Genomic DNA, 11,847 nt, shown 5'->3' on the forward strand with positions numbered 1-11,847 from the left:
CTGGATGATTTAGCTCCTGAACTACTTGCTTATCTCGGAAAGTGACAGAAGAGGGATACAGCACTTTCCAGTAACGTGAAGTACAATAATGTAAAATAGATGAATTATTATTATGAAACCATATTCCGTCGATCTCAGAGAAAAAGTAGTCAATGCTTATCATTCAGGAAATATTTCAGTTAGAAAGTTAGCTGTAAACTTTGGTGTTGGTAAAGCTTTTGTGCAAAAAATGTTGAAACAGTATCAAGAGCAAGGACATGTTAATCCTGGTAAGCAAGGGACAAGAAAAAAAGCAGTACTAGCAGAATCGACGACGCAACTTGTGGCATTGGTAGAAAAATATCCCGATGCAACTCTTTCTGAATATTGTGAATATTGGCTCCTAACTCAGGGGCAATTAGTAAGTACTAGTATGATGTGTAGAGAATTGCAAAAATTAAATCTAACTCGGAAAAAAAAACGATTAGGAGCAGTCAAGCGGCTATCGATAGAGTCCAGTTACTCAGATGTGAATACAGAGAGAAAGTCAGAGATATAGAGCCGAAAAATCTGGTATTTTTGGAGGTGAAATAGTTTTTGATACCTAGGGGAGACGTATTTTATTTTATTTAGTTTATTTTTTACTCTACAATATCCGTGCCATTTTTCAGGATACGGTATTTTTTTGATTTACAGGTTAATGAAATGACTGAAGTATTACCAGATTCACCCCAAAACGTTTTAGCAGCGCGGGCGCGTTTAGGAGAAGGCCCCATCTGGGATTCTACTCAAAATTTACTTTACTGGGTTGATATTTATAACCATCGAGTGCATCAATTCCATCCAGCTACAGGGAAAGATGAGTTTTTTGATGTGGGAGATGTTGTAGGTGCGATCGCCAAAGCAGGAGACAATCGATTTATTATGGCGCTGCGTCATCAATTGGTGTTCCTCAACACTCAAACCGGTGAAGTAACACCTATTGTCGAGATTGAAGCTGATTTAGCCGATAACCGTTTTAATGACGGTAAATGTGATTCTCAAGGGCGCTTTTGGTTTGGTTCCATGTCCTCAGAAAAAGCTCAAGCCAGTCTTTACCGCTATGATCCTGATGGTTCTTTGCATACTATGGAAACAGGATTGACCATTTCTAACGGTTTGGGATGGAGTCCTGATCAAAAAACCTTTTATTTAACGGATTCTCCTCAACAAACAATATACGCCTACGATTTTGACTTAGAGACAGGTAATATTGCTAATCGGCGGGCTGTAGTTAATTTAACTCATGAATCGTTCTATCCCGATGGGTTGACCATAGATAGCGAAGGATACATCTGGTCAGCTATGTGGGATGGAGGGTGTGTGATTCGCTTTAGTCCAACGGGTGAGGAGATATGGCGTTTAAAAATGCCCGTCCCTTTGGTTACTAGCTGCAACTTTGGCGGGGAGGATTTACGTACACTTTATATTACGACTGCTTCTGTGGGACTCCAGCAAGAAGAAATTGATAAAATCTACTATTCTGGCGATTTGTTTGCCTTTAGGGCTGAAGTGGCTGGATTACCCACATACGATTTTCTGGGTTAATTACTACCTTTTTTAGAAGATTCTGTGCGACAAAATAATTATCCAAATAATTAGTGCAGAGTCTGGAAAAATATGCAAACAGTCATGGTTACTGGAGGGGCAGGATTTATTGGGGCTAATTTTGTCCTGCTGTCTCGGAAACTTGCATGGGCTAAGATAATTAATTTAGATAAACTTACTTATGCTAGTAATTTAGAGAATTTAACAGAATTACAAGGTGATAAAAATTATCATTTTGTGCAAGGAGATATTAATAACTTTGAGTTAGTTAGTTATTTATTAGAACAATATCAGCCAGAAGCAATTATTAATTTTGCGGCTGAAAGTCATGTTGATCGTTCTATTTTGAACCCCCAAGAGTTTATTAAAACTAATGTGGTTGGCACATTTCAACTACTAGAAGCCAGTCGGCTATACTGGCAAAAGTTATCATCGGATAAACAGCAGAAATTTCGCTTTTTGCACCTTTCTACAGATGAAGTTTACGGCTCACTTAATCCCCAAGATCCAGCTTTTCAAGAAGATACACCCTATGCTCCTAATAGTCCTTATGCGGCTTCGAAGGCTTCTTCTGATCATTTTGTCAGAGCCTATTATCATACTTATGGATTACCGACTATAACTATCAATTGTTCTAATAATTATGGGCCTCGCCAATTTCCGGAGAAACTCATTCCTTTAATTATTCTCAATGCTATAGATGGTAAGTCTTTACCTATATATGGGGATGGGCAAAATATCCGTGATTGGCTGTATGTAATCGACCACTGTGAGGCTATCTACCTACTTATTCAACAGGGAAAAGTGGGTGAAACTTATAATATTGGGGGATTAAATGAACAAACTAATTTACAAGTTGTAGAGAAAATTTGTGCAATTCTAGATGAATTAGCGCCTAAATCAGATTTTTGTTATTCTTCTTTGATTACTTTTGTAAAAGACCGTCCTGGGCATGACCGACGATATGCAATTGATTGTAGTAAAATCAGTCATGAATTAGGTTGGCAACCGCGGGAAATTTTTGATAGTGGTTTATTGAAGACGGTTCAGTGGTATTTAGATAATTCGGCTTGGGTGAATCAAGTGCGTTCGGGAAGTTATAATAACTGGTTACAAGAAAATTATGATAATAGAATATGATTTGAGGACTAAAATCCTCACTACAAGCTTATTTTTATGAAGGGCATTATTTTGGCTGGCGGTTTTGGGACAAGGCTTTACCCCATAACTAATGTTGTTAGTAAACAACTTATGCCTATTTACGATAAGCCGATGATTTATTATCCTCTGTCAGTATTGATGCTGGCAGGGATTCGGGAAATTTTAATTATTTCTACGCCTCAAGATTTACCGTTATTACAACGTCTTTTAAGAGATGGTTGTCAATGGGGTTTGCAGTTAAGTTATGTTGAACAACCGCAACCAGAAGGTGTAGCTCATGCTTTTATTTTAGGTAAAAATTTCATTGCTAATGAGCCAATTTGTTTAATATTGGGTGACAATATTTTCTATGGTAATGGCTTGATAGAAGTGTTGGTTAGAGCAGCACAATTAACAACAGGTGGATTAGTATTTGGTTATCAGGTAAAAGACCCTAGAGCATATGGTGTGATTGAATTTGATGCAGATGAAAAAATTATAGGCATAGAAGAAAAACCTCTTAGTCCTAAATCCAAATATGTTATCCCTGGCATCTATTTTTATGATTCCCAAGTGGTGAATATTGCGGCTAATCTGAAACCGTCTGTTCGTCATGAACTAGAAATTACTGATGTAAATTTAGCATATTTAAATCAAGGTCAATTACAAGTAGAACTTTTAGGACGAGGATACGCTTGGCTAGATGCTGGTACTCATGAATCTTTGCACCAAGCTAGTAATTTTATCCAAACTTTGGAAGAACGCCAAGGATTGAAAATAGCTTGTATTGAAGAAATAGCTTATAACCAAGGATATATTGACGCTAACCAACTTTGTCAGTTAATTGAACCTATGGCTAAAAGTAGCTATGGTCATTATTTAATGACTGTTTTGGAGTCTTCAGTTTAATCTAATAACTAACTACAGGAATGCAGAGAACACAGCGTCATAAATACTTATAATATTCGTAGTTTGGGTTGAGAGGAAAACAGCTATAATCCGGTTTTATTTATGAAAATATTAAGTATTGTAGTCACTTGACAAGGCTATAAATACTGTATTTGACGTAGTTAAGTGCAGCTACCAATGATGTTGGGTTTCACTTCGTTCTACCCAACCTACAAGTTTTGGATATTATTTAATCATTTAATCCCTAATCTGAAGATGCTATTAGGGTGAAGTTACTGAGGAACTGTGGGCGCAAACATCAAGTAAGTTCCTCCCAATCCTTCTACAATTGTGCGTGTATTAGCACGCATCATTTTCTGATAGGTATCTGCCTCACTTCCTAGTTCTCCCAGGTCATGGGTATATAGTTTTCTACCGGAAACTCTGACATTTGCCTCTGTAGCCGCAGGTTGAATCAATTGGGGATTAATTGTTGTCTCTGCAAAAATTGTTGGTACTTGGGCTTGCTGAATACCTTTAACCCAATTGTTGACGCTGGCGTCTGTTGGTTTTTCCTCACCATTGATAAGGTTTAACCCTCCCGCCAAGGGAATTTCGTAGGCTGTGGCGTAATAACCCAGGACATTACTGGTTGTGACTAATTTGCGTTGATTAGACGGAATAGTAGCAATTCTTGACTTAATCCAGCTATCTAGTTGGGTAAGTTGATTGTTGATTTCTTTGGCGTTATTACTATAAATTGCGGCACTGTCTGGTTCTAATTTCTCTAAGTTGTTGCTAATAACCTCCACCATTCTGATGGTATTCTTGGCATCATGCCAAATATAAGGGTTAGTTAATTTTTGTCCAGATGTCTGAAATTGTTGAGGTTGAGGAACCGCGAGTTGCGCTACGGCTATTTTAGGTGCAGAAGTTTGAGTTTCTTGAATTATTTTCGTCAACTCTGGTTCTAAATTGTAGCCACTGTAGAGAATTAGATTAGCTTGTTCTATAACTTGACGGTCATCGGGTCTTGGTTGATAAATGTAGGGGTCTGTACCCGCAGGAACTAAACAATCAAGGTTAATTGTATTTTCGGCAACTTGTCTGGTTAAGTCACAAAGTACGCTAGTAGTTGCTACGACGCGAGGAAGATTCTCGTCTACTATTGTGGTGGTTTGAGTGAATGAAGTGCTTGCTGCCTGATTTCCACAACCTATAAATCCAATTGCTAAGATGATTGATGTGGTACGTAAAAAACTATTTGCTGGTGATTTTTTTGGCATCATCAACTCCTAATTGGATATATAAAAAAAGTTATCATTTTCAGGTGATGAATGTGGTGATTATGGGGTTTATTGCTCATAGGAATGAATCTAAGGCAATTGTAGCGGTACCTTGCTAATTTGCAAAAAAAGGCTATGTTTATATAGCTTATTTTGAGGACTAAAATCCTCACCCTACGGGTGATGCCGACCGATGCCGCAGGCTGTACGTTAGTCGCTCATGGGGGAAACCCCCCGCCGTTCGCCTTTGGCGTCTCCCCTTGGGAGAAGGATGCCCGTTCGCGTAGCGTCTCCTTTAGGAGAAGGGCTGTAGACCGCGCTAACTCACTACAAACTGATATATATAACAAAGGACACAGTTATGCTGTGTCCTGAAAATATTCATACTTTGAAGTATATTAAAAGCCTACAGATGGCAGATTTCCTTGTAGCATTTGGAATTTAGCCTGAACACAAGTAGCACAGTTGCAACCAAGTTGATCCATGATAAGATTGGATGTTTTGGTTACGTGTAGCGCTGTAAATTCGTCAATTGTTTGGGTAGATGCTACCGAAATCATTTGTGTAGGAGATGGAGATTTCAAGCTAGATGCATATGCTGGATTTGCTAACAGTAGTATGGAAGCAAGAAATACAGGACAGGCAAGTAAAATCATTTTGGCTATGTTCATAATTCACAAATAAATAACTATTTCTGATACAGCATAGCCAATTTATTGACTACCTTCAACTTAATGACTGTGTATACTTGTAGCGGTTCCCGACAATGGTGAGTGGGATTAACTCCGCCCAAATCCTTGACCTTTTGTGACTTTAGACCAAATAAGTAATTCACCTTTGTCGCCACCTGCGGCGAGGAATTTACCTTGGGGATGCCAAGCTAGGCTAGAATAACCGGCGGAAACGCCTGTGAGAACTTGGGAAACTTGTTTGGCTTTGTTCCATAAACATAGCCAGCCATCACTAGCGGCGGAAGCGAGAAGGAAGCTGTTGGGTGCAAAGGCGATCGCAGTGATAATATCCACATGATTAGTTAATACTCTGGCTTCCCAACCCAAACTCTCGTCTTCTAGTTTTTCCCACACCACAATCCCTTCAACGCTGGAAGTTGCCAAAATCGGCGCACCTAGTTGAGTTTTCGCTTCTGACCATGCTAAATTGCGGATTTTACCTGGAAAACCACGCATCACCCAAGGATCAGTGTTATTCCATTCCAACACAGCCACACTGCGATCCATATTGCCAGAAGCCAGGAATTTGCCATCGGGTGACCAAGCCATAGCGACACTGACACTCTGCATATCTAAAAGATATGGTTCTTGATCCCAGTTTTGGCTATCCCAAATCTTCACCCCTTTATAGCCACCAATAGCTAGGTATTGGCCATCTCTGCGCCAATCAATACCCAACACTGATGAGTTATCAAAATTGAGGGTAACCACAACTTCACGAGTATCAGCATTCCACACTTGGACGTAACGCCCCAAACTAAAAGCGAGTTGGTTATTGGCTTGACTCCAAGCTAGCTTATCTACCCAGGCGGGAGCATTTTCTAATGTGGCAATTAATTCAGTATTCTGCCAAATTTTTACTTGTCCATCTTGTCCACCCACGGCTAAAAACTTGCCATCTGGAGAAAAGGCCACACAGTCTACTGATGTACTATTACCAGTTTGTAAAGTTACAAGTTCGCCATCATTCCAAAGTACAACTTCCCCAGCCGCAGAAGTCGCTGCTAGAGTTTTACCATCAGGCGACCAGGCGATCGCAGTTACATAATCTGATAGTGTCCCGCAATAGTGTTCGGTAAATTCTTTAGATTTAGTGGTTATGGGATTCATGGGTAAATAGGGAGTGGGGAGTGGGGAGTAGGGAGTAGGGAGTAGGGAGTGGGGGGATGAGGAAGAAAGATTGCAATACTAGACCCAACTGTTTTTTCTGCTTCTTCCTCTCTAGCCCCTAGCTTCTATCTAGCCTCTAGCCGCTAAATCACACAAAACAAGCCAGAAAATCCTGCTTCAATTGGGCTTCATCGAGATTGCGACCGATGAATACTAGTTCGTTTTTTCGGGTTTCGTTGGGTTTCCAAGGGCGATCGGGTCTACCATCTAATATCATGTGTACACCTTGGAAGACAAATCGATTATCTTCTCCAGCAATATTTAAAATGCCTTTCATGCGGAAGATATCTGGCCCTTGGGTACGCAATAACTCAGATAGCCACGCGTTTAATTTTTGCCCATCTAGTTCGCCTGCTTCTACTAAAGCTACAGAATAAACTGTTGCATCATGTTCATGGGCTTCTTCACCTAAGAAATTCGGATCAATTTCTAAAGCGCGTTCTAAATCAAAGGCTTTTACACCCAACAAAGCATCCATATCTAGTTGGGAGTTTTGGGTACGGTAGATTTTAGCCATAGCGTTCATCGCCCGAATCTTCTGTTCTAATTCATTCAACTGTTCTGGTGTTACCAAATCAGTTTTATTTAAAAGAATCACATCAGCAAAGGCAATTTGTTCTTGAGCTTCATCTGCATCCCAATGCTGCCAAATATGTTTGGCATCAACAACAGTTACTACTGCATCTAAAGACAGTAGGCTTTGCATATCTTCATCTACAAAGAAGGTTTGAATTACTGGTGCCGGGTCTGCTAAACCAGTGGTTTCAATTACTAAATGGTCGAACTTATCACGCCGCTTCATTAAGTTACCAACAATGCGAATTAAGTCGCCCCGGACTGTACAGCAAATACAGCCGTTATTCATTTCAAAAATTTCTTCGTCTGCATCAATAACTAGTTGATTATCAATGCCTACTTCCCCAAATTCATTAACAATTACAGCTACTTTTTTGCCATGTTCATAGGTGAGAATGTGATTAAGCAGAGTTGTTTTACCTGCACCTAGATAGCCAGTCAAAACCGTAACAGGCACTGTATTATTTAATTCTTCAGTCAACATAGCCTATATGCCTTTTTCTCACAATTTAGATAATCATTACCACCCATAATAAATCTTTTTATATTTTTGTGGCGAATTAGCTGTAATTAGGTTTGAAAAATTATCTCCCAGGTTTAGCAAAAGACACTTTGATTTCGCTGCATCTGTAATAAGTAATAAATATTAACCACCTTTAGCCAAGAATCACAGGATTTTTTAACAATTCCTTAATTGACAACACCTCAAAAATAATGATAATCGTTATCATAAATAAAAATTATACTGTATGGAGAAGCATGGCAGTTTCCAATAATATTAGCTGCTCAAAAAAGCCAGGAACTCCAATCACAAAAGCAACTGCATCTCTAGCAGTCAGCTTTTTGGTGGCAACACCTTTGGTTGTATCTACCGCTTTCTCGCCAGCACAAGCTCATGATGATCACACACATGAGACTGAATATTTCATCGGTGTAGATGCTTTACAGGTTCTCAACAGAGGGATATACAGTGGATTAGATAACCCCAACTACAATCGTTTGACCTTTCTCTATAACCACGGAGATCATTTTCATGGCATTGGTGCTTATAGCTACTTTGGGGATGCAGAAAACCCAACCATTGAATCAACCAGTACCAATAACCGCATACCAGAGTCTTATACAGGAATCCCTCCGCTAAAATTATTACCGGGTACAGGTATTTACTCTGGTCGCTTAGTTAGTACTGATACCCATGAGCCATATAGCGATTTGAAGATAGAACCTTTAGCATCGCTGCAAGATTCTCCCGATCCAGACGCGCAGGTTTTATTTAATAGTTCTGATGGTCGCTGGAATGCTTCACTAACTGGTGCAACCATTGGTCTAAAATTAGCATCAATTAGCCCTGGATTGAATATTGGCGACGCCATCAACCCGAATATCGTCAATAATGTTGGTGATATTCACACAATTGGCAGTGGTGATAATTTTGCATTCACTCCGACTTTTTGGACTGATGCTACTGCACCGGTGGGAAATTACGCTGCAACTTTCCAACTCGTAGATTTAAGCTCTAATTTTCAGGAATCTGGGACATTTAGCTTTGATTTTCAAGTAGCCAAAGTATCTGAACCCTCGACCACAATCGGTTTTAGCTTGGTTGCTCTTTTAGGTTTATCTATTTCTCGACTCAAGAAACGTTTTAGTAGCAGCTTTAACTAATCTTGTATTCTCGCATCTAGAGGTAATTTTCACAATTACTTTTGGGCGCGAGATTATCAAGAAGATAACAAGAAATCCTGGATGACTGTAAATACAACATCTGGGTATTCTTCATGTAATCCCAGGGAACCTGGAATCACAACGCTTTGCACTTTAGGTAAGGCTGCTACTGTGTCCATTTCTGCGCGTGATTTTGGTGGACTAGATTCGCCAATGACTACCATCAGCGGTACAGACAAAGATTGCACCAGTGCCAGAAAATCAGATTGCTCACGTATAGCATCGAGATTACCAGTTACAAAAGCCGCAGATGCAAACCTAGCACCTGGTTTTTGCGTTGTTTGCCATTTCTTCTCGATGAAACTAGGTGTAAGTTTAGCGTCATCGGTAAAAACATGACGGCGATACATCCAACTTAAAAATGATGGAGTCGTGTTGAGTTTATAAAGTGCTTGACCTACTATAGGCGATCGCACTAATCCTTTCACCATATCTGCTATTTGGGGATTTGCCCCCATTGTTGGCAAAGGGCCGCGCCAAGTGGGTGCTAACAAAGCAATCCGCGAAAGAATATCAGGTTGCTTTACAGCTAGTTGCAAGACGTAACTAGAAGCATGACCAGCCGCTACTACAGTAATGGGAGTAGGAAAAACAGTTGTGACAAAATCTTCCAGAAATTGCTGATATATTTCCGGTCGGTAATTTAAACTAGGACGAGAAGATTGTCCAAATCCCGGCCAGTCTACTGCTGTAACTTGAAAGTGGGAAGCTAGTAACTTGGCAAGTTCTCCCATCTCTGCACGGGTGGAAACACTGCTAAAGGCTGGTAACAGCAAAATGGGTGAACCTGTACCAATGGTTTCATAAATAACGCGTAGGGGTTGGTTTTCCCAACTCCAGGTATATTCTTTAACTACGCCACCAAATCCTACAGAATCAGGGGATGATACTAAGTTAGTTGTCATTGGACTAGGGGTTAGGGGTTAGAGTGATGTACTTTATCTTGATGAAAAGTGCTGTTAAGTAGTAGTGCCAAAATATTTATACATTTTGAAAACTTCAAACCCTTGTTATTACGAGGAACGAAGCAATCGCAAACCCTATTTAATTTTGCGTAATCACTTATATTTAGCAACTCTTAATTTAGGCACTTTGTCACCACACCTTTTTTAGCTAGGCAAATCTAACTTACATTCAAGTGCTTTTTTTTGCATGGTTTTAAAAATGTTGTAAAAGCCATTGGCGCGGGAAGGCGTGAGGCTGACATTCAAACCAGTTTCTTGAATAAAATCTGGAGTTAGTTGCACAATTTCGCTGGGAGTGAGTCCATTTAACCCCTCAACCAAAAGTCCTACCAACCCTTTGGTCAACTGAGAATCAGAATCACCCTGATATACAACCTTACCGTCATCCAGGGCTGCGGTGATATAAACCTGAGATACACAGCCAGGAACTTTGTTTTCTGGTAATTTGCCAGTTTCTGGGAAATCCTTGAGCTTCTGAGCATACCAGATTAGTTGTTCATAGCGTCGCTTCGGTTCACTAGCACGTTGAAAGCGCTGGACGATTTTAGCGAGAGCAGGTGGCAAAGAATCTATAATTGAGGACATAACAGAAGCTGCAAATACAATCGGTCTCACTTTGAGTGTAGATTATCTTGAGAGCGATCGCGTCTGTCATGAGTGGATCTATAGGCTAGCCATAACATTGATTAATATAGCCGACAGATATTGACTTCCTTGATACTAACCACACCATTTTTATATTAAGGATTGAGAATAACTGTTAAATATTGATGCAAAATGGAGATTTTTCTTGAATTTAGTTCGGAAATATTCAGATTATACTTTCAACCATTAAAAATTTTCAGGAGCAAAATCAGGTGTTACCTTCGACCTTAATCGCTGCTGCAACTGCACCCTTGAATTGGAGTCCCACTGTAGGTGTAATCATGATTTTGGCTAACATCATTGCCATTACTTTTGGCAAATTCACCATGAAATACCCCAGTTCCGAGCCAGCATTACCTTCAGCTAATTTCTTTGGTGGTTTTGGTTTACCCGCGGTACTAGCAACTACAGCCTTTGGTCATATCTTAGGTGCAGGTATTATTTTAGGGTTGCATAACCTCGGTAGAATCTAGTATGGCTGCACGGAATTTATAATTCCCATTCCATAAGGATTTTAGGTATTTCCAATTAGTAATTTTTGGTTTGAGTTTTATAAGCTAGAGATTCACTTCTTTAGCTTTTTTATATATAGCTATACCAGCGCAAAAAATCCTGGCGGAACTAACTGGGGTCAGTACAGGAAGTCTAAATAAAAATGAACAATATTAAACTTTATTAAATATTGTCAATCTACCTGATTCTCAACTCAGATGAGAAAGATAGAGAAAATATGGCAATTGTGATGCTATTTTTTCCTCATTTTTCTTTCTAATGGTATAAGACAAATCAATAACAATAGTGCGATGATTTAAGAATAGAGCAATGTAAATTCTAAATTTTCTTAAACTCATTGCTACTTTTAATTGCATTGGCTCTATTTTTCAATTTAATATTTAAAACAGGAAATAGAATATTATGGCACAGCAAAAAACTGCTCAACTTTTGCAGGCTGTTAAAGAAGATCAAGCATTAAAAGCCAGACTCAAAGCCACAAATAATGCAGAAGCCTTCATCGAGATTGCCAAAGAATGCGGCTATGACTTTACAGTAGAAGAACTGGAAGATGAAATCAGTAAACTATCGGATGAAGATTTGGCAGCTATTGTCAATCCAGGGTGGGGGAATAGACGCCACATTTATCCTAGATAATTTCTA

General features: G+C 39.5%; 13 protein-coding genes. 7 read left to right on the forward strand and 6 right to left on the reverse strand.

Features of this window, described 5'->3' with window-relative positions; genetic code table 11:
• Positions 1-112: 112 nt before the first annotated feature.
• The 4 genes from ACM0OS_RS16825 to rfbA all read left to right on the forward strand — a co-directional run bounded on the left by ACM0OS_RS16825 (position 113) and on the right by rfbA (position 3,615).
• Positions 113-538 carry a helix-turn-helix domain-containing protein gene (locus ACM0OS_RS16825; RefSeq protein ID WP_414544343.1) on the forward strand — a complete coding sequence of 142 codons (426 nt, stop codon included), beginning with the start codon at positions 113-115 and terminating at the stop codon, positions 536-538.
• A 146-nt stretch (positions 539-684) separates the two neighbouring features.
• Positions 685-1,566 carry an SMP-30/gluconolactonase/LRE family protein gene (locus ACM0OS_RS16830; protein WP_414544344.1) on the forward strand — a complete coding sequence of 294 codons (882 nt, stop codon included), beginning with the start codon at positions 685-687 and terminating at the stop codon, positions 1,564-1,566.
• Between the two features lie 72 nt (positions 1,567-1,638).
• A complete protein-coding gene (rfbB, locus tag ACM0OS_RS16835) occupies positions 1,639-2,706 on the forward strand; it encodes a dTDP-glucose 4,6-dehydratase (RefSeq protein WP_414544345.1) in 1,068 nt (355 codons plus the stop codon).
• A gap of 36 nt (positions 2,707-2,742) precedes the next feature.
• A complete protein-coding gene (gene rfbA, locus ACM0OS_RS16840) occupies positions 2,743-3,615 on the forward strand; it encodes a glucose-1-phosphate thymidylyltransferase RfbA (RefSeq protein WP_414544346.1) in 873 nt (290 codons plus the stop codon).
• 272 nt (positions 3,616-3,887) lie between these two features.
• Here rfbA and ACM0OS_RS16845 read toward each other — a convergent pair whose 3' ends face one another.
• The 4 genes from ACM0OS_RS16845 to ACM0OS_RS16860 form a co-directional block, all read right to left on the reverse strand.
• Positions 3,888-4,883, reverse strand: a complete 996-nt coding sequence (locus ACM0OS_RS16845) for a metal ABC transporter solute-binding protein, Zn/Mn family (RefSeq protein ID WP_414544347.1) — start codon at positions 4,881-4,883, stop codon at positions 3,888-3,890.
• 395 nt (positions 4,884-5,278) lie between these two features.
• Positions 5,279-5,551: a hypothetical protein gene (locus ACM0OS_RS16850; RefSeq protein ID WP_414544348.1), complete on the reverse strand. Its 273-nt coding sequence runs from the start codon at positions 5,549-5,551 to the stop codon at positions 5,279-5,281.
• A gap of 108 nt (positions 5,552-5,659) precedes the next feature.
• Positions 5,660-6,721, reverse strand: a complete 1,062-nt coding sequence (locus ACM0OS_RS16855) for a WD40 repeat domain-containing protein (RefSeq protein WP_414544349.1) — start codon at positions 6,719-6,721, stop codon at positions 5,660-5,662.
• Between the two features lie 148 nt (positions 6,722-6,869).
• Positions 6,870-7,841 (reverse strand): CobW family GTP-binding protein, encoded by a 972-nt coding sequence (locus ACM0OS_RS16860; RefSeq protein WP_414544350.1) that lies wholly within the window; start codon positions 7,839-7,841, stop codon positions 6,870-6,872.
• A gap of 275 nt (positions 7,842-8,116) precedes the next feature.
• Between ACM0OS_RS16860 and ACM0OS_RS16865 the strand changes: the two genes are divergently transcribed.
• Entirely contained in the window at positions 8,117-9,022 is a 906-nt protein-coding gene (locus ACM0OS_RS16865) for an all3515 family Zur-repressed PEP-CTERM protein (protein WP_414544351.1), read from the forward strand.
• Positions 9,023-9,078: 56 nt separating this feature from the next.
• Here ACM0OS_RS16865 and ACM0OS_RS16870 read toward each other — a convergent pair whose 3' ends face one another.
• Both ACM0OS_RS16870 and ACM0OS_RS16875 read right to left on the reverse strand, forming a co-directional pair.
• Positions 9,079-9,987, reverse strand: a complete 909-nt coding sequence (locus ACM0OS_RS16870; RefSeq protein ID WP_414544352.1) for an alpha/beta fold hydrolase — start codon at positions 9,985-9,987, stop codon at positions 9,079-9,081.
• A 204-nt stretch (positions 9,988-10,191) separates the two neighbouring features.
• Positions 10,192-10,632 (reverse strand): SufE family protein, encoded by a 441-nt coding sequence (locus ACM0OS_RS16875; RefSeq protein WP_414544353.1) that lies wholly within the window; start codon positions 10,630-10,632, stop codon positions 10,192-10,194.
• Positions 10,633-10,904: 272 nt separating this feature from the next.
• On the opposite strand from ACM0OS_RS16875, the gene psaK reads away from it, so the two are divergent.
• Both psaK and ACM0OS_RS16885 read left to right on the forward strand, forming a co-directional pair.
• Complete coding sequence (psaK, locus tag ACM0OS_RS16880; RefSeq protein ID WP_414544354.1) at positions 10,905-11,165, forward strand: photosystem I reaction center subunit PsaK; 261 nt, start codon at positions 10,905-10,907, stop codon at positions 11,163-11,165.
• A gap of 442 nt (positions 11,166-11,607) precedes the next feature.
• Positions 11,608-11,841 (forward strand): Nif11-like leader peptide family natural product precursor, encoded by a 234-nt coding sequence (locus tag ACM0OS_RS16885; RefSeq protein WP_414544355.1) that lies wholly within the window; start codon positions 11,608-11,610, stop codon positions 11,839-11,841.
• The last annotated feature ends 6 nt before the right edge of the window (positions 11,842-11,847 follow it).

Source organism: Nostoc sp. CCY0012, from assembly GCF_963920855.1.
In the GTDB taxonomy this organism is placed as follows: Bacteria; Cyanobacteriota; Cyanobacteriia; order Cyanobacteriales; family Nostocaceae; genus Cyanocohniella.